This window comes from Pseudaminobacter soli (ex Zhang et al. 2022) (genome assembly GCF_014595955.1).
In the GTDB taxonomy this organism is placed as follows: domain Bacteria; phylum Pseudomonadota; class Alphaproteobacteria; order Rhizobiales; family Rhizobiaceae; genus Kumtagia; species Kumtagia pseudosoli.
In genome coordinates this window covers 33,935-51,526 of record NZ_JABVCF010000024.1, presented here as the reverse complement: position 1 = coordinate 51,526, position 17,592 = coordinate 33,935, and the positions used below count along the sequence as shown (strand labels likewise).

At 60.9% G+C, this 17,592-nt stretch carries 14 protein-coding genes and 1 pseudogene; 10 read left to right on the top strand and 5 right to left on the bottom strand.

The window, feature by feature from the left end:
• Window positions 1-332: pseudogene (locus tag HUI96_RS27755) on the top strand (M20/M25/M40 family metallo-hydrolase); the annotation flags it as partial.
• Between the two features lie 245 nt (window positions 333-577).
• On the opposite strand, the gene HUI96_RS27750 reads toward HUI96_RS27755, so the two are convergent.
• Window positions 578-1,462, bottom strand: coding sequence for a LysR substrate-binding domain-containing protein (locus HUI96_RS27750; protein WP_188257943.1), 885 nt, complete (start codon window positions 1,460-1,462; stop codon window positions 578-580).
• A gap of 197 nt (window positions 1,463-1,659) precedes the next feature.
• On the opposite strand from HUI96_RS27750, the gene HUI96_RS27745 reads away from it, so the two are divergent.
• The 9 genes from HUI96_RS27745 to HUI96_RS27705 all read left to right on the top strand — a co-directional run bounded on the left by HUI96_RS27745 (window position 1,660) and on the right by HUI96_RS27705 (window position 12,721).
• The gene (locus HUI96_RS27745; RefSeq protein ID WP_188257942.1) at window positions 1,660-2,694 is read left to right on the top strand and encodes an extracellular solute-binding protein; all 1,035 of its coding nucleotides are present in this window, start codon (window positions 1,660-1,662) and stop codon (window positions 2,692-2,694) included.
• 170 nt (window positions 2,695-2,864) lie between these two features.
• Window positions 2,865-3,743, top strand: a complete 879-nt coding sequence (locus tag HUI96_RS27740; RefSeq protein WP_188257941.1) for an ABC transporter permease — start codon at window positions 2,865-2,867, stop codon at window positions 3,741-3,743.
• A complete protein-coding gene (locus tag HUI96_RS27735) occupies window positions 3,740-4,534 on the top strand; it encodes an ABC transporter permease (protein WP_188257940.1) in 795 nt (264 codons plus the stop codon). The genes HUI96_RS27740 and HUI96_RS27735 overlap by 4 nt, the downstream gene beginning before the upstream one ends.
• 11 nt (window positions 4,535-4,545) lie before the next feature.
• A complete protein-coding gene (locus HUI96_RS27730) occupies window positions 4,546-5,661 on the top strand; it encodes an ABC transporter ATP-binding protein (RefSeq protein ID WP_188257939.1) in 1,116 nt (371 codons plus the stop codon).
• 199 nt (window positions 5,662-5,860) lie between these two features.
• Window positions 5,861-7,297 carry an amidohydrolase family protein gene (locus HUI96_RS27725; protein ID WP_188257938.1) on the top strand — a complete coding sequence of 479 codons (1,437 nt, stop codon included), beginning with the start codon at window positions 5,861-5,863 and terminating at the stop codon, window positions 7,295-7,297.
• Between the two features lie 725 nt (window positions 7,298-8,022).
• Complete coding sequence (locus HUI96_RS27720) at window positions 8,023-8,988, top strand: sugar ABC transporter substrate-binding protein (protein ID WP_188257937.1); 966 nt, start codon at window positions 8,023-8,025, stop codon at window positions 8,986-8,988.
• Window positions 8,989-9,071: 83 nt separating this feature from the next.
• Window positions 9,072-10,562: a sugar ABC transporter ATP-binding protein gene (locus HUI96_RS27715; protein ID WP_188257936.1), complete on the top strand. Its 1,491-nt coding sequence runs from the start codon at window positions 9,072-9,074 to the stop codon at window positions 10,560-10,562.
• A 17-nt stretch (window positions 10,563-10,579) separates the two neighbouring features.
• Window positions 10,580-11,545 (top strand): ABC transporter permease, encoded by a 966-nt coding sequence (locus HUI96_RS27710; RefSeq protein WP_188257935.1) that lies wholly within the window; start codon window positions 10,580-10,582, stop codon window positions 11,543-11,545.
• A gap of 54 nt (window positions 11,546-11,599) precedes the next feature.
• Window positions 11,600-12,721, top strand: coding sequence for an SGNH/GDSL hydrolase family protein (locus HUI96_RS27705; protein ID WP_188257934.1), 1,122 nt, complete (start codon window positions 11,600-11,602; stop codon window positions 12,719-12,721).
• 756 nt (window positions 12,722-13,477) lie between these two features.
• On the opposite strand, the gene HUI96_RS27700 is transcribed toward HUI96_RS27705, so the two are convergent.
• From HUI96_RS27700 to HUI96_RS27685, 4 genes are read right to left on the bottom strand one after another with little or no spacing between them, the layout of a single operon-like run.
• Complete coding sequence (locus tag HUI96_RS27700; RefSeq protein WP_188257933.1) at window positions 13,478-14,626, bottom strand: threonine synthase; 1,149 nt, start codon at window positions 14,624-14,626, stop codon at window positions 13,478-13,480.
• A 3-nt stretch (window positions 14,627-14,629) separates the two neighbouring features.
• Window positions 14,630-16,144 (bottom strand): tripartite tricarboxylate transporter permease, encoded by a 1,515-nt coding sequence (locus HUI96_RS27695; RefSeq protein WP_188257932.1) that lies wholly within the window; start codon window positions 16,142-16,144, stop codon window positions 14,630-14,632.
• A complete protein-coding gene (locus tag HUI96_RS27690; RefSeq protein WP_188257931.1) occupies window positions 16,144-16,560 on the bottom strand; it encodes a tripartite tricarboxylate transporter TctB family protein in 417 nt (138 codons plus the stop codon). Before HUI96_RS27690 ends, HUI96_RS27695 begins: the two co-directional genes overlap by 1 nt.
• A gap of 4 nt (window positions 16,561-16,564) precedes the next feature.
• The gene (locus HUI96_RS27685; protein ID WP_188257930.1) at window positions 16,565-17,527 is read right to left on the bottom strand and encodes a tripartite tricarboxylate transporter substrate binding protein; all 963 of its coding nucleotides are present in this window, start codon (window positions 17,525-17,527) and stop codon (window positions 16,565-16,567) included.
• Window positions 17,528-17,592: the final 65 nt, after the last annotated feature.

The following is a 17,592-nucleotide window of genomic DNA, read 5'->3' as shown; positions in this document are numbered from 1 at the left end:
GCTACCGCCCCATATACCGCAACCAAAAACCGCTGGAGCGAACTCAAAACTGGATAAAACTTGGGGGCAAGGTCAGGCGTTCCCGTGCCCAAGCGGTCAGCGCCCGAACCGAACACAACTCGCCGTCGAACAAAGGCAAGCACGCCGGCAACCTCGGTGCACCTGTTGGTCCGAAGTTCACGGCCAATGTTGCCAAGGTCGCCCCGACGGCGATGATTTTCGTTCCCTGCCGCGACGGCGTCAGCCACAATGTGAAGGAATATGCTTCGCCGGAAGATTTGGCCGCGGGGACAAACGTGCTGTTGCATGCACTTCTGAAGTTGGCGCAGTAGATGGTGGTTGACCCAGGCGCGCCTGTTTCAGGTGCGCTGGCGCAGTCATTGTTTGCCGATGATGGAATTTCCGGGAACGCTCCTCGCAGACACATCGGTTGCGAACTGCGGGTCGCTCGCATTGCTGTGAGTTGCCTGGAAGATCTCAGACTTTCTCCAGGCGAGTCGCCCGGCTTCCCCACTCAGCCCAGACCTCTGCCACCAATTATGCGTAGAACTAGGCCCCCAGGGGCGGCAGGTGCCCGTTAGGCTGTGACCCCTGGCAGCCGGGCGAGCAGCGCACTCAACGCCGGATTAGTGTTCAATTTGTTCCAGGCGCAAACGGTGCTCATTTTGTTCTGCTCCATTACAAAGGGCCGAACCACCATGTGGCTGGTGAGATATTGGCTGGGGGCCTGCGGGAAGATGGTCAGCCCCATTCCGGCGTTCACCAGTGCAAAGAGCGCCGAGGGGGTTGGAGCCTCCTGCGATATGCGGGGAGAGACGCCGAGCCTGTCGAATTCCGAGAACAGGATGCGGCGATAGACGCTCCACATGCTTTCCGATCCGATGACCATCTGTTCCCCCCGCAGGTCCGATGCAGAAATCGCTTCCTTCTGCGCCAGTCGGTGGTCGTCCGGCATGACTACCACCAATTGCTCTTCTCGGATCTGGTAGGTCGCGATGCCAGGCACCGAGAACGGGCCAAGCATGAAGCCCATGTCGATCGTGCGTTCGACGAGGGCGGCGCGCTGCTGCTCGGTGCCCATGTTCACGAGTTCGATGCGGATGTTGGGCCTGTCCATCCTGAACCGCTTCAATAGGGGCGCCAGGAAATCCTGGGCGATATAAGTCACATAGCCGATCTTGATCTGCCCCATTTGCCCCCGGGCCATCTCGCGCCCGACCTGCTCTGCGCGGGCGATCTGGTCGAGAGCCTTCCGCGCCTCCTTCAGGAAGGCATGGCCGATCTCGGTCAGCCGCACATTACGCGTATCGCGGTCGAGGAGCCGGGCATTGAGGTGCTCTTCAAGCTGCTTGATCGAGCGTGTCAGGGCGGGCTGCGCCATATTGAGGCGTAGCGCTGCAGCGGTGAAGCTCAACTCGTCGGCAACAGCAACGAAACAGCGTATCAACCTCACGCTCAGCATTTATGCCTCTGATGGCAATAATCCCGTCGGCGGTAGTATTGGCACGAGAATCGCGACGCGACTAGGCTTGGATTCGCTGCAATCAAGCAGAGGCGCCAGGAGGAGTGGCGATTGTTGCCCAAAGGGCCAGAGGCACTGTTGAGGGCAGATCGCCTCGCGCAATAATCACTGCCTAGGTGAATCGGGAGGAGAGTTGGATGAAAAGGTTCTCTTGCGCCCTCGCGGCGCTAAACGCTGCGGCTCTGATCGGCGCTTCCACGCTGGCGGCTATGGCCGAGGAACCGAAGCCGGAAAAGATCGTCGTCACCGCCTATGGCGGCATATGGGCCGAGTCCGTGGCGAAGAACTACGCCCCCTGTTTCGAAAAGAAGACGGGCGTCCGGGTCGAGATCCTCACCGGTGAATCCTCGGACTGGCTCAACAAGGTGAAGGCGAATCCGGGCAACTCGCCGATCGACGTGATCACGCTCAGCGAGCTCGATAGCCTGCGCGCCGCCAAGGAAGGCCTGCTCGAGCAACTGAGCGTAGAAAAGGTGCCGAACCTCGCCAGTATTCCGGACGCGTTCCACAAGCCGTGGGACGATTACGGCGTCTCCGGCAACTACGGCGCCATGGGCGTCATGTACAACAGCCAGAGCGTGGCGGAGCCGCAATCCTGGAAGCAACTCATCGACGATATCGCTGCCGGCAAATACGGCGAGAAGGTCGCTTGGCCGTCCGGAACATACACCTGGGGTCCGTCTCAGCTATGGTGGGTAGCACAGCAGTACGGCGGCGACATCGACGTGGCCTTCGAGAAGATGAAGGCGATAAAGCCGTATGTGGTGAAGTTCTGGACGACGCCCGTCGAGGCTCTGAACCTCTTCGCCACGGGCGAGGTCGACGTCCTCGTCTACTGGGATGGCCGCGCCTTCGCCTTCATCAACAAGGGCAACGACTGGGCGAAGTTCAGTGTGCCGGAGCCGGGCGGCGTGGTCAGCCTGGTCATGCAGTCGGTCGTGAAGGGCGCGAATCCGATCGCGTACGAATACATCGACTGCGTGCTGTCCGAGGAAGGGCAGGTCGGCAATTCGCAGACCATGCGCTATCCCGGCACCAACAGCACCGTCACCTATCCAGATGATCTGCGCGCCGAATTCACGCCGATGGAGAAGGTCAAAGTGCCTCCCTACAGCGAGATCATCGATCGCATCCCTGAGTGGATCGAGCGGTGGAACAAGGAAATGCAGTAGGCCGCATATCGGAGGGGGACGTGACAAGCTGGAAACCGGCCTGTCGAGGGTGTTCAAGGACGCAGGCACGTCCCCTTCTTACCGCAGCAACAGTGATTAGCTTGCGAGGCGAGGTTTCGATGCTCGGCGATTCGACGGACCGGCATCTGACGCTGGCGATGTGACCGACAATGACCACACAAGACATCCAAGCGCTTTCTCCGGCGGTGCCAACCTCGAAGGGCGTCCTGTCGCGCCTCTCGCCCCTTTACGGCCTGCTGCCGTTGGTCGCCTTCCTGCTCTTCTTCTTCGTCGGACCTCTGCTGCTTAACCTGGCGGAAAGCCTCGGAATGACCCAGGCCGGGATCGACTTCGCCCAATACAGAAGAATATTCGCTGACATCTATTATCTCAGGGTCATCGCCGAAACGATCATTCTCGGCGTGGCGGTCACGGTGATCTGCGCCATCATCGGCTACCCGCTGGCTTATGCGATTGCGCGCTCCAGCGGCCTGCAGAAAAGCCTTCTGATCTTTGCGATCGTCATCCCGCTCCTGGTCAATGTGGTTGTCCGCTCCTTCGGATGGATGGTACTGTTGAGCGGCAAGGGCGCGCTCAACTGGGTGCTGTCATCGTTTGGTCTTCCCACGCTCAGCCTCATGTATCACTGGGGCGGCGTGACCATCGCACTCGTTCACGTGATGCTGCCCTTTATGGTGTTGTCGCTGGCGAGCACGTTGGAGACGCTCGACCCGCGGCTCGAAGAAGCGGCCGCCGTCCTGGGCGCAAGCCGCTTCGCAACTTTCCGCCGCATAGTCCTGCCCCTCAGCCTGGAGGGGCTGATGACCGGTTCGATCCTCGTCTTCACGCTGTGCGTGGGAAGCTTCGTCACGGTCATGCTGCTCGGCAGTACCTCGACCATGGTCCTGCCGCTTCTGATCTACCAGCAACTCAACATCGCCTCCGACTGGCCGTTCGCTGCCGCGATGGGCATGGTGTTGCTGACCATAGTGATGAGCGTGCTTTGGCTGCAGGCGCGTTTGCGGCGCACGAAATGGAGGGCGTCATGAACAGTTTGCCGCTCTGGCACCGGCTCTTCGTCGCCGCGGTCGTCATCTTCCTAGCCGCACCCGTCCTGATCATCGTGGGGGTCGCCTTCACCTCAGCCGAATTCGTCACCTTTCCGCCGCGTGGGTTCTCGCTGCGCTGGTTCGAAAAGGTGCTGACGGATGCGCAGTTCATGGTCCCCCTCTGGAACAGCTTCCTGCTCGGGGTTGCGTCCACGGCTACCAGCATCGTCCTGGCAGTTCCTGCCGCCATCACCCTCGTCCGCAACCAGGTTCCGATGAAGGATGCGGTGCTTGCCTTCATGCTCTCGCCCCTCAGCCTGCCGACGATCATCCTGGCGACCTCGCTTCTGTTCTTCCTGGCACGTTTCGGACTGGGCACCTCTCCGGTGGGACTACTGATCGGCCACGTCATCATCACCGTTCCCTATGTGCTGCGTACGTTACTGGGCGTGTATGCCGGGATCGGGCCTGAGACGGAGGAAGCCGCGCGCACCCTCGGCGCTGGGCGCTGGCGAACCTTCTGGCACGTGACGCTGCCAATGATCCGGCCCGGCCTGCTCGCGGGAGGGATCCTCGCGTTCCTGCTGTCCTTCGACGAGGTCGCGGTGGCTCTTCTGCTTTCGACCACGGACACGACGACGCTGCCGGTCTCGCTGCTTAGCTACCTTGTCTACAACTACGACCCTGCGGTGGCTGCGATCTCGACCGTGCAGATCGTCATCGTCGTGGTCCTGCTCCTCATACTCGAGCGCTGCTTCGGCGTGAACCATCTGGTTCTGCCTTCAAAATGACGGAAGAACGCATGACTCAGACGGCCGATTTGCGCACGAGCCAGCCCTATCTGTCGCTGCGCAATCTCATCAAGACCTATGGCTCGTACACCGCCTTGCGGGACGTCAGCATCGACATCAAGCAGGGAGAGTTCGTCGCGCTGCTTGGACCCTCCGGCTGCGGCAAGACCACCATGCTGCGTGCGATCGCAGGCCTGGTCACGCCGAACTCGGGCGACGTCCTGCTGGCGGGCCGGTCGCTGGTCGGGGTTCCGGTCGAAAGGCGCGACCTGGGAATGGTCTTCCAGAGCTATGCTCTCTTCCTGCACATGACCGTTGCCGAGAATGTCGGCTTCGGTCTGCAGATGCGCAAGGCGCCGAAAACCGCCATCGCGGCGGAGGTCGACCAAGCTCTTTGCCTGGTGCGGATGGAAGGGCTGAAGGATCGATATCCTTCCCAACTGTCGGGTGGCCAGCAGCAGCGGATCGCGCTGGCGCGGGCTCTGGTGACCAAGCCCAAGGTCCTGCTCCTGGACGAGCCGCTCGCCGCGCTCGACGCGAAGCTGCGCGAAGCCATGCAGTTTGAACTGCGGCAACTGCAGCAGCAACTCGGCATCACGACGATCTTCGTCACCCACGATCAGCACGAAGCACTCGCCATGGCCGATCGCGTGGCGGTGATGAATTCGGGCCGGGTCGAGCAGTTCGACACGCCCCGCGTCATGTATGACGAGCCCGCCACGCCCTTCGTCGCCGAGTTCATCGGGCAGATGAATCGCTGGCCGGCAACGCTTGTCGACCGGCGCGGCGCGGACGCGCTCGTACGCTCCGACTCCGGCGACATCGTGGTGCGGAGCATCGACGGAAAGGTGGCGGTTGGCGGCGAAGTCGCCGTCATGGTGCGCCCGGAGAAGATGCAGATCAGCGCCGGCTCCGGCGCGAACGGATCGGCCAATGCGGTGCCCGGCCGCCTGAAGGGCGTGATGTTCAGCGGTGAGAAGACCTTCTGCTACGTCGAGACACCCCTGGGGCTGATGACCACGGTCATGCAGAACCGGACCACCGGCGCTGATGTCGGGCTGGCTTCGGGAGACGAGGTCGTCGTCACCTGGCGGGCCGAAGACACGATCGCCTTTCCGTCTGCGTGAGGTAGGCCATCATGAGAACCTAGCCCCCCGAAGACGGCTTCCGGCAAGGCACTTCCTCTCCGTTCCGAGTTTGGCGGCGGGCCCGCGTGGCCGCGCCCTGGGATCGCTTTGTCCGTAGTCCAGTCGACCGCCGCTGTGCCCCCCTTCGATGGCGAAGTCGCGGCTTTCACTTTGCTTTTATTCTATGGAGGAATTCTCGATGAACGGTATCGACCAGTCGAGGCAGGATTGTGTGATCGAGGCCGGTTGGGCGCTCGTTGAACGAAACGGCGAACAGACGTTGGAGCGCGATGTATCTATCGTGATCCGAGGCAATGAGATCGTCGACATCAGGCCGGGGCCCGTGCGCGGATGGGAAGTGCGCGTCGACGCGGGTGACTGCCTCGTCCTGCCCGGCTTCATTTCCGGACACACGCACACGGCCGTCAGCAGTCCGGCGCGCGGCCTCATCGAAGGTGGGCGCTTCATGGATCGTCCCGTTGAGATGGCCATGAACCTGGACGACGAACAGCTCGACGCGCTGAGCGCCTATAACATTGCCGAGATCCTCAAGTCCGGCTGCACCACGTTCGTCGAAATGAGTGCCTCGCTGCGTCATGCCGAGTCATTCGTTCGGGTTGCCAACGCTTGGGGCATTCGGGGCTATATCAGCATTATCGCCCCGAACATGGAGCGGCTCTACAAGCTCTGGTACCGCGACAACGACCAGATGCTCTTCGATTCAGTCCCCGAGACGCTGCAGGAGATCGAAGCGGCGCGGCAGTTCGGCTTGGCGCTGAACAAGGCTGACGGCGATCTGCTGCAGGGCCAGATGGCCATCCATGCGGCCGACACGCAGACTCCGGAGACCTTGAAGGCGGCGCAGCTTGCAGCCGAGGAACTCGGCAACGGCATCCATATTCATCTTGCGCAGCGTCTTCGCGAGGTGGAGGTTTGCGAACGTCTCTGGGGGATGCGGCCGGTCGCCTGGCTGGAAAGCCTGGGTTTTTTCGACCAGCCCGTCATTGCAGCCCATCTCTACAAGATGGACACGGTCCAGGATCCGCCGATTCTCAAGCGGCACGGAGTGAACTACGTCCATTGCGCCTGCATGGCGAGCCTGCTTCACCAGGGCGCGCAGCCCTATCCGGAGGCGTTGGCTGGCGGGTTGAACATATCGCTCGGCATTGACCAGATTTCGAACGACTATGTCGAGAACATCAAGCTGGCCACGCTCAACGGCCAGTTGAGGACGACCCTGCTCGAGCAGTACAGCGAGGCGAGGATGCAGCGTCCCCAGATCGCTGATGCCGTTCGCGCGGCTACGATTGGCGGCGCCAAAATGCTGCGCCGTGACGACCTCGGGCGGTTGGCGCCCGGCGCGAAGGCCGATCTCTGCGCCATCGACGTAACCAAGCCACTGAGCGGGCTTGGAGCCCTTCCTCCGGAACCCTTGCATCACCTGCTGTACAGCAGCGGGCGTAACGTTCGACACGTGATGACGAACGGGCGCTTCCAGGTGCTTGCCGGAAAACTGGTGGTGGCGGACGAGGATCGCGTCGTTGCCGAGGGCGGAGAGGTGAGCAAGGAGATCTGGAAGAGACTGGAGAGCGAGAACTGGTTTGAGTCCGCGCCGCCGCCCAACTCGCGAGGGTAGGGGACCAGGAACCAGCGGATCGCCTTGCGTTGGCGATCCAACGCAGCGAAGGTAAATACGGGCCGGGCAAAGTTAGACCAAGCCCGGCTCGCTCCTGGCGTCACCTGCACCGCATGGTTCCACAGTCCCGCCTCGAAGTACCGCATTGTACCACTATCTTTCGAGCAACCTTTGGCGGACCTAGTCTCTTCAGATTTTGCTGCCCGCTGGCGCGACCACGACCTCCAGCGTGGTCTCTGGCCGCGTCTGCTTTGAGGAAGCGGAAGAACTGATCTCAACGGCCGACATCAGGCGCAAAGCGGCGGGTTCGCTGCTTAGAAAATTACGTTCGGGGTAGTGGCTCAGGCGTGTCTTAACGGCCATGCGGATAGGCATCCCATGAGGTTAGGTGAGGTGCTTTCGAGTTGTGGCGGCCCCAGAAAGCACTGGGGACGGTCTCTAGCCATGGGAACGCTTGTTCGTCGTGCACTTATAGCGGGAACTGTTGACGGTTCGGGGGCGCTGCTAACCAGCCTGCTGCCGTGACGCCACAGTGAGGTGCAGGCAGTGATCGCACTCCTGCTATCCCGTGATTTCTACACTTTCGCCTCTTGCGGGCATTTGAGTGCAAAATTGTATCAGTCATCTGGTGGGTTTGACGTAGTAGGCACGAGCTCCCGGCGTGTAACTACAAGCTGCAATCAAGAAATCCGATTGCATGAAAAATCACCAACGGGAGGGAGTACATGGCTGGAGAATTTCGTATCAATCGTCGCTCGCTGCTCGCCGGTTCTGCCGCAGCAGCTGCGATGCTTTCCTTCGCCCCGGGTGCGTTGGCCCAGGGTAAGAAGTTGAAGATCGGTTTCGCTTTGTCGGGCGTCACGACCAACGCCATCTTTATCGACATGGCGCGTGATCTTGAGCGTCGCACCCAGGCAGCTGGCTACAGCTTACTGACCACCGACATTGCTGAAGGTCCACAGAAGATAGTTTCAGCGCTGGAAAATTTCATCAACGCTGGCGCAGACGTCATCATTTTCCAGAACTACGCTGAAGAAGCCACCGCTGACCTGATGCAGCAGGCTATCGATAGGGGCGTGATTATCGGTTCCTATGACACGGATTCCAAGATCGCGCAGTACTCGACCATGGCTTCCAACTATGAGTTGGGCAAGGTTATCGGCCAGGAGACTGGTAAGTGGGTTAGCGCGCACAAAGGCAGCAAGAACGTCGCAATGTGCACCTACTCCAAGCTGGACTTCCTCGTCGAACGTGCTCGCGGCATGGTCGATGGTTTGCGTGAAACCGCTCCGGATGCAGTTGTAGCAACTCAACTCGACGCTGGCTTCCCTCATGAAGGTGTGCCGGCAGGCGAAAACTTCCTGCAGGCTGTCCCGGATCTGCAGGCCGTAATGGGCATCAATGACGGTGGCACACTGGGCGTTTACCAGGCCTTCAAGGCTGCTGGCCTGAACAAGGATAAGGGTGGTCCGGTCATTTTCGGTTGTGACGCTAGCCTTGATGGCCTCAAGGCGGTGAAGGAAAACGATCTCTTCGTTGCCACCGTCGATCTCGACCTCGTCAATCAGGTCGGTCAGCTCTATGAGCGCTGCGTTGAAGCAGCGCTTAGCGGTACGCTCGATGAATCCAAGAAGCTCGTGATCTACCCGATCAAGCCCGTTTATGCCGATACGGTCGATACTTACCTCTAGTAAGTCCACCTAGTCGTAAACTTGGCCGAGTGTGCAGGAGGGGCATCCCTCCTGCAATTTATATAAGGGTGGACGGACTGGGGATGGATAAAGATTCAGTCCTGGAGCTGAAGAATATCACCAAGAGCTTCCCCGGTGTTCCGCGGGCTCTTGATGGGGTGTCTGTCAGCTTTGCGCGCGGCAAAGTGCACGCGCTCATGGGCGAAAATGGCGCTGGCAAGTCGACGCTGATTAAAACGCTGTCGGCAGCCCATATGCCAAACAGCGGTGAAATCTATCTCAATGGCAAGTTGATAGAGAATATGACGCCTCACATGGCCCTCAAGCTGGGCATTGGCGTCATCTACCAAGAATTCAATCTCGTTCCGGCGCTGAGCGTGGCCGAGAATGTGTTTCTGGGCGATATGCCCGGAAATATGGTCACCATCGATCGCGCCGAAGTCGAGCGGAAGACCGCTGAGATTTTCAAGGAGATCGAGGTCGATATCGACCCGCGCGCTTTGGTGCAGGATCTTACGATCGCTTACAAACAGCTCGTTGAGATCGCCAAGGCGCTTTCGCGTAAAGTGCAGATCCTTATTCTGGACGAACCGACCGCCGCACTGACCGCTAGCGAGGCAGAGAGCCTCTTCCGCATTATCGATCGCCTCAAGGTGCGTGGCGTGACCATCATTTATGTCTCGCACCGCTTTAGCGAAATTTTCCGCATCGCAGACAGCATTACTGTCATGCGCGATGGTCGTGTGGTGCAGGTGACGGACGCCAAGGACATTGACCGCAACGGCCTTATCCGGGCGATGGTAGGGCGTGACGTGAGTGATGCCTATCCGCGCCGCGATTTTCCCGTTGGCGATGTCGTGCTTGAGCTAAAGGGCGTTGGCGGCGGTATCGTCGAAAACGTCAACTTCGCCGTTCGAAAAGGCGAAATCGTCGGTCTCGGTGGCCTTGTTGGCGCGGGCCGTACGGAAGTCATGCGTATGGTCTTTGCGGCCGACAAGCGCGACACCGGCCATATTCTGCTCGATGGCGATGAGATCGCGCCGACCTCACCCAAGCACGCTGTAGCGCTTGGGATTGGTATGTTGCCCGAAGACCGTAAGCATCAAGGCCTGTTTCTTGAGCTGCCGATCAAGTGGAACATCACCATGGCGATCCTTAGAAAGCTGTCGGTCGCCACCGTTCTGAATAAGGCCAAGGAAAACACCTTGGTTTCAGATCTGATCAAGCGGATGGGGGTCAAAACCCCGACGCCGATGCAACTGCCGCGCAACCTTTCCGGCGGCAACCAGCAAAAGGTTGGCGTCTGCAAATGGCTCGCGGCCGGAAGCCGCGTGATGATCTTTGACGAGCCGACACGCGGCGTCGACGTGGGCGCCCGACGCGAAATTTACACCCAGATGAATGACCTGTGCCGCCAAGGCATAGCGATCGTCATGATCTCCTCAGACATGGAGGAATTGCTCGGAATGTCTGACCGGATCGTCGTGATGAGCGAAGGCGAGCAAACCCGCATCCTTGAGAAGGACGAGTTCTCTCAGGAAGCCGTGCTGTTCCACGCCTCGACCGCAAAATAAAAAGAGATTTGGCTCGCATGACAAAGCAACTGAACATCAGGGATCAAGCAGTCTGGATAATGCTCGTCGTTATCACGCTGATTTTCTCTTTTGCGGTCGAGAACTTCGCGACCTTCGGCAACTTCATTACCATTCTGCGTCAGGTCGCAATCATTGGCATTCTGGCCATGGGTATGAGCTTTGTGCTGATCGCCGGCGGCATCGACCTTTCGGTCGGCAGCACGCTAGCTCTAGTGGGGATGGTCACGGCTCTCGCAATGACCACATATCAACTGCCCATTGAGGTGGCATTCATCCTCGGTTTGATGATTGGTATCGCCATTGGCGCGGTCAACGGCATCATGGTGACAATAACCAATATGTCGCCGCTGATCATGACGCTTGGCATGAGCTACGTCGCGCGCGGCCTCGCCTATATGACCAATAACGGCTACCCGGTTTATGAACTACCACCTTCCATTAAGGTGATCGGCCAGGGGTACATTTTCGACACCATACCTGTGCCAGTTGTTATCACCGCGGTGATCATCATTCTGGGGACTTTTGTCTTTAACAAAACCCACCTCGGGCGCCAGATCTATGCTCTAGGTGGCAACAGCGAAGCAGCACGCCTCTCAGGCATTGCGATCAACCAGGTCCGAATCCTTGCCTATATGATCTCCGGTGGTCTGGCTGCAGTTGCAGGCATTGTGATGATGTCGCGTGTCAATTCCGGTCAGCCGCTCGCAGGCAATGGTCTGGAAATGGACGCTCTTATTGCCTGCGTCGTCGGTGGCATCAGTGTGCAAGGCGGGCAGGGCAAGGCCGTCGGCGTTATCGGTGGCATGTTCGTCATGGGCGTGCTTGCCAACGGGATGGCGATTGCCGGTCTCAGCGATTACCAGCAGATGGTGGTGAAAGGCGGGGTTCTTATCCTCGTCGTGGCCGTCGACTCTTACTCCCGCACGGGATCTCTGATGGGCTGGCTTCGTCAAGGGAAATAAATGCAGTCGCATGCAACTGAGACCCACTGGCTGTCTTCCTGGACGTGTTCGCCGATGAATGTCTGGCCCCCTGATGCTCCCATCCGGAGCATCATCGGGCAAACAGTTCGCGAGATTGTTCGCGTTACCGCTGCTGGTCAGCAAGTGATCTTGCGGTTCACCAATGAGTTTGGCTCTCATCCCATCCAACTGGACGCTGTGAACGTCGCTCGTGCTCTGGCGGCTGGGTGGATTGATACGCAGACGGCACAGAAGGCGACCTTTGGCGGCAAGGCGTTCGGCACGATTTCACCCGGCGCAGCGCTGTTCAGTGACCCCATCGATCTTCATGTCGATGCGTTGAGCCATTTGGCGGTGAGCTATTTCACTGAGCAGTATTTCGCGCTCGCGACACACCACTATGAGGCGCAGCAGACCTGCTACATCTCTGAGCCAGGCAATTTTGCCGACGCTGAGGTTATGCCCGTTCAGCAGACCACGACGAGCCACTATCTGCTTTCATCCGTCTATGTGCAGGCGCCGAAAACAACGGGCGCTGTCGTATGCTTTGGGGACTCGATCACTGACGGCCTGTGCTCGACGATCGACGCGGACAACCGATGGCCCGACATATTTGCCGAACGTCTGCGTGGCGCTGGGATCAAGCTCGCTGTGCTCAACCAAGGCATCGGCGGCAACCGCCTCTTGCATGATTGCCGTGGGGTGAAGGCGCTCGAGCGCTTCAATCGTGATGCGTTAACCCAGCATGGGGCCACCCATCTCGTTCTACTCGAAGGCATCAACGACATTCTCTGGCCCAATACGATTTTAGCGAGCGGGCGCGAGTTTGTTACGGCAGATGAGATTGTCGCCGCCTTGGGCCAGTTGGTGCTGCGCGCCAAAATGGCTGGGTTAAAGGTGATGATCGGGACGCTGCTGCCATTCGAAAACGCACTGCCAGACCTTCCCGGAATTGGCTTCTACACGCCTGCGAAGGAAGCGATCCGTCAGGCGGTGAATGACTTCATCCGTAACCTTAGCGGCGCTGATGCGGTGATGGATTTCGATGTGTTGATGCGTGATCCGGCTCAGCCGACGCGTCTGCTGCCTGAGTATGATAGCGGCGACCACATCCATCCAAATGACGCAGGTTATCGGGCGATGGCAAACGCCATCGACCTTGAATTTTTCGCGTAACAGTCTCACCGTCCCGGTGCCCCGCTGGGATGGTCTTTTTCTTTCGTACCGGTGCTTCGTGTGTTGTTGCAAGCTTACCGGACCCGGCACCGACACCGCCATCATTGGAAAATTCCACCGCCCATCGAGGTCAATGGCGGGGCGTTTGCCGCCGAGGTCACGATCACCGGCACAAGGGATGGCTGTTCCGGATCGCCGATGCAGTATTCGTGCAAGATGGGTGAGCTTGATGAGCCCATGCTGTTGTTCGAAGGGGAGGCTGGATCTCCGGTAAAAAACTTGGGCTCGCCCTGAATCACCTCACTGTCTAAAGCCTGCCCTCGCTCGAAGTCCCGGCCGTCGCCTCACTTTCGACTGACACGGATGGAGCGGACTCGTTCGTGGTCAACCGCCTACATGCGTGCCGGAGAAATTGGGTCGAAGTCGAGAGGACGTTCCTTGGCAAACGGTACCGGGGCTGGACGGTGTGCACTTGCTCAAACCAGGTAACGACCTGCCGTGAACTCAGGTGCCTGTCCCTTGAGGCTCCACGCCTCAGCGCTGCCGGGATGTCGGGACAGGTTTCGTTCAGGCTGGGATATGAAGGCGTCGCGGTCGCTCATGGGAGGCTCGTCCTTCCTCAGTCGTCTTAACCGCGGGGGGCTGCAAGCGGACCGGCAGCTTCGAACCCAGGATTGTCAGGAGCGGACCTTCAGAGAATGGCTGCGTCTAGTTCCAGGTGATCTCGGCGCCGCCTGGCACACCCCTCGCGGCCTGCTAGGCACTCTCCTTGTAGCCGTGCGAGGTGCCGATTAGAACGGCGCTGCGGATCGCCTCGCCTGGCTGCTGGATCGCCTGCCGCAAGCCCGTCAGCGACGCTGCGGCCGAAAGCTCGAGGTAGAGGCCATGGCGCGCGAGCCTCTGCTGGTCGGCCAGCGCCTGGTCCTGCGGGGCGGAAACCGCCATGCCCAGGCTCTCCGTGACTGCCACGTACGATTGGTAGGTGACCGTCGCGCCGCCGATGGAGACGAGCAGCGATTTTCCGGGAAAGTGCGAGCGAAGGTCCTGTCCCGCGAGGACCTCCTTCAGCCGAGGAAACGGTTCTACCGCGATCAGGCGTGGCAGGCTGGATCGCTTGCCTTCGGCGACTGCCTCGGCCAGGCCGCGATAGATGCCCCAGAGGAGATCGCCGCGTGCCGTCGGCACGAATATCGCGTCAACTTCGGCTGTCGCTTCATCCTCGGCCAGTTCGTAGCCAAGTGTCTTGTAGCCGTCGACGCCATAGGGGTCGCTCCCCACCGGCGGATCGAGGTAGTTGGTGGCCGACGCATAACCCTGCTCACGCACCTTGCGCCGCACGATCGCCCAGCGTTCCAGGCTGTTTTCCGTATAGATGATCTCTGCGCCGGCCATTTCGATAGCGCGCCGCCACGGCGGGCTGACGGCTGGCGTGGTAACGATGATGCAAGGCAGGCCCGCAGCGGCTGCGTACGCCGACAGCGAGGCACCGGCATTGCCGCTCGACGCGGCAATGACGCCGGGTCCGCCGCGATCCTTCGCCCGCGCCACGAACTGCGCGCTCATCCGGTCCTTGTGCGAGCCGGTGGGATTGGCGCTCTCGAGCTTGATCGAGAGCCGCTGGAGCCCAAGCTCATCGGCAAGGCCGGGCAGTTCGACGAGCGGCGTGTCGCCTTCACCCAGGCTTGGGAACGAGACGTAGGGCAGCTTGTGGGCAAAGCGCTGCATGCCGCGGCCGGTTCCGCCGCCAAACGCCGGCGGAACCGCGTCGTCATACACCGGCACGACGCTGGCGGGGTGCTTGTCAGCCGAACAATCCGGACATCCCTCCGGGTAGTCGGCCACGGGATGGAGCGCCCCGCACCGGATGCATCGGAAACCGGCCAGATGGTTGTTGATCGCTTGCATGGCTCATTCGGTGTTCTTGGAAAGGGAGATCGGGGTTCCGCGCAGGCGCATCACCGCCGGCATAAGCACGATCAGCAGGGCGGCGGCCACGAAGACGGCGCTGAGCGGGCTGAGCAGGAACGCAGCCAGTTGGCCATGTCCGATGATCAGGCCCTGCATCAGGCTCTCCTCGAACAGCCGGCCAAGCACGAAGGCGAGGAGCAGCGGCGCTACGTCGAAGCCGGTCTTGCGAAGACCGTAGCCGATCACGCCGAAGGCCAGCATGGCCGCCACATCGAACATGCTGTTGTTGAGGCTGTAGGCGCCGATCACGCAGAAGAAGAGGATCAGGATGGACATCACCGCGCGCGGCACGCGCAGGAGGGAGACGAACAGGCCGACAAGAGGTACGTTGAGCACGACGAGGATCGCATTGCCCACGAACATGCTCGCGATCACGCCCCAGAACATCTCGGGGTGGTCGACGATCAGCCGTGGACCGGGCGTCACGCCTGCCATGAGCAGCGCACCCATTATGACGCCGATCGTCGCGTTGGCTGGAATGCCCAGGCAGAGCAAGGGGACGAAGCTTGCCTGCGCCCCCGCGTTGTTCGCCGCCTCCGGACCGGCGACGCCCGCAACAGCGCCCTTGCCGAAGGCCTCGGGCGTTTTCGAGATCCGGCGCTCCAGCATATAGCTGGCGAAGCTCGCGATCATTCCGCCGCCGCCCGGCAGCAGCCCGAGGAAGAAGCCCAGTACGCTGCCGCGCACCACCGGAGCGGCGGATTCGCCGATCTCAGTCCGGTTCGGGAGCAACTCCTTGAGCCGTGTGGGGGACTGGACGGCCTTCGTGCCTTGGTCCCGGTCCTCGGCCATCAGCAGCACCTCGCTGATGCCGAACAGACCCATCGCCAGGATGGCGATGTTGAAGCCGTCGCGCAGCGGCGCGATGTCGAACACGAAGCGTTCGTCGCCCGAGACGAGATCGACACCGACGGTGGCGAGAAGCAGGCCGAGCCCGATCATGGCGACGGACTTGATGCGCGACCCCTCCCCCACGCCGAGCACGAGCGTGAAGCCGAGGATCAGCAAGGACGTCTTCTCGATCGGGCCGAAGGCGAGCGCGAACTCGGCCACGCCGGGCCCGATGATGGCGATGCCGACGGTGGCGACGATACCGGCGAAGAAACTGCCGAACGCGGCGATGGCGAGTGCCGCCCCGGCGCGTCCCCGCCGTGCCATCTGGTAGCCGTCGATGCAAGTGATGACGCTTGCCGCCTCACCCGGGATCTTCACCAGAATCGACGTGATCGAGCCGCCATACATCGCGCCGTAATAGATGCCGGAAAGCAGGATGATGGCGCTGGTCTTGTCGAGATAGACCGAGATCGGCAGCAGCAAGCTGATCGTGGCGGTCGGACCCAAGCCAGGCAGGACACCGACGGCGGTGCCGACGATGCAGCCCGCAAGCGCGACCAGCAGGTTCCAGGGCGTGGCCGCCTGTGCGAAACCCTGAGCGAGATCACCGAGAATGTCCATCAGCTACCCCAGATCGCTCCGCCCGGAAGCGGCACCATCAGCGTCCGCTCGAACAGGAGCCAGCTTCCCAACGCTACCGCCACGGCGATGAGGATCGAGCGCGGCAACGACATCCCTTCGAAGCGAAGGATCGCGGCGGCCACGATCGCCAGAGCCGGCAGCAGGCCGATGACGGAGGTCAGTGCAAGGATCGCGACGAAGCCGACACAATAGGCGAGTGGTGGCGACGCGAACCTCGCTCTCTCGCCGGTGTCCCGTGCAAGAATGGTCCACAGACAGGCGACCACAATCATGGCACATGCGATCACCGGCATGAGCCCGGACCCCGGCATGCCGAAGGACCAGATGCTGTAGTGAAGCAAGGAATAGATCATCGCGGCGGTGGCCGCGACGATCAGTGAGACGGCGCCTGCCACGCCGTTAGAGTCCCAGTTCCTTGATGGCCTGGCCGAGGTTTGTATAGGCCTCCTTGGCGCGTTCGGTGAACTCCTCGCTGTTCCAGTAGAGTTGCCCACCCTTCACCACCTTGAGGTAATCGGCGAACTCGGGCGCGGCCTGCAGTTCCTTCACCGCGTCGTTCCAGTAGGTGACGACTTCGGCGGGAAGGCCGGCCGGCCCGACTAGCCCGTAGGTCGCTTCCACGGCGATCGGCTGCCCCATTTCGCCAAACGTCGGTAGGTCAGGGAAGGCCGCGATCTTCTCGGTTCCGGTGGAGGCGAGAAGTCGCACCTGGCCGGCGTCGAGCTGCGGCCCGTAGTCCGACGACACGGAAGCCTCGATGTGGCCGCCGAGCAGTGCGGTCATGGCCTCGGAACCGCCCTTGAAGGGCACGAAGGTGGCCTGTGCCTTGGCCCGACGGAAGGCTGCTTCAGTCGCAAGGTGGGCGGCGCCGCGGACCGCGGCAGTGCCCCACCTGAACTTGCCGGGATTGTCGACCGCGAACTTCACGGCATCGTCCCAGGTCGCGAACGGACTGTCCGCCTTCACGTAGAAGGCGATCGGCACGAAGACGTGCGCCGCCACGTAGGTGAAGCTGGTCAGCGGGTCGTACGACACCTTCTGAAGATGCGGCGTCGTGCCAAACGGGCTGACCGAATAGAGGCCGAGCGTGGTCCCATCGGCTGTCGATTCCGCGACCTGGGCCGTGCCGATCGTGGCGCCGGCGCCGGGGCGGAAATCGACGGCAGTAGGGTCTCCTTTCTGGTTGCTGGCGAAGTCGGCGATCACCCGCCCGCTGAGGTCGCCGGCGCCGCCAGCAGCGAACGGAACGATAATAGTTGTCGGACGCGCGGGATAGGCTTGCGCATAGGAGAACCGCGGCAGGCCGAGGATGCCCGTGCCGGCGACACCGAAGCTCGAGAGCAGGAAACCGCGTCGATTCATGTCGTTCCCTCTGTTCCTATTATCGCAACAGTGTTTCGATTTTCTATTGTATTGACGACCCAAAT

Coding starts and splice junctions, on each gene's coding strand:
- HUI96_RS27750 (WP_188257943.1), bottom strand. CDS start 1,462: ATGCTGAGCGTGAGGTTGATACGCTGTTTCGTTGCTGTTGCCGACGAG.
- HUI96_RS27720 (WP_188257937.1), top strand. CDS start 8,023: ATGGCTGGAGAATTTCGTATCAATCGTCGCTCGCTGCTCGCCGGTTCT.
- HUI96_RS27700 (WP_188257933.1), bottom strand. CDS start 14,626: ATGCAAGCGATCAACAACCATCTGGCCGGTTTCCGATGCATCCGGTGC.
- HUI96_RS27735 (WP_188257940.1), top strand. CDS start 3,740: ATGAACAGTTTGCCGCTCTGGCACCGGCTCTTCGTCGCCGCGGTCGTC.
- HUI96_RS27745 (WP_188257942.1), top strand. CDS start 1,660: ATGAAAAGGTTCTCTTGCGCCCTCGCGGCGCTAAACGCTGCGGCTCTG.
- HUI96_RS27725 (WP_188257938.1), top strand. CDS start 5,861: ATGAACGGTATCGACCAGTCGAGGCAGGATTGTGTGATCGAGGCCGGT.
- HUI96_RS27685 (WP_188257930.1), bottom strand. CDS start 17,527: ATGAATCGACGCGGTTTCCTGCTCTCGAGCTTCGGTGTCGCCGGCACG.
- HUI96_RS27715 (WP_188257936.1), top strand. CDS start 9,072: ATGGATAAAGATTCAGTCCTGGAGCTGAAGAATATCACCAAGAGCTTC.
- HUI96_RS27705 (WP_188257934.1), top strand. CDS start 11,600: ATGAATGTCTGGCCCCCTGATGCTCCCATCCGGAGCATCATCGGGCAA.
- HUI96_RS27730 (WP_188257939.1), top strand. CDS start 4,546: ATGACTCAGACGGCCGATTTGCGCACGAGCCAGCCCTATCTGTCGCTG.
- HUI96_RS27740 (WP_188257941.1), top strand. CDS start 2,865: ATGACCACACAAGACATCCAAGCGCTTTCTCCGGCGGTGCCAACCTCG.
- HUI96_RS27710 (WP_188257935.1), top strand. CDS start 10,580: ATGACAAAGCAACTGAACATCAGGGATCAAGCAGTCTGGATAATGCTC.
- HUI96_RS27695 (WP_188257932.1), bottom strand. CDS start 16,144: ATGGACATTCTCGGTGATCTCGCTCAGGGTTTCGCACAGGCGGCCACG.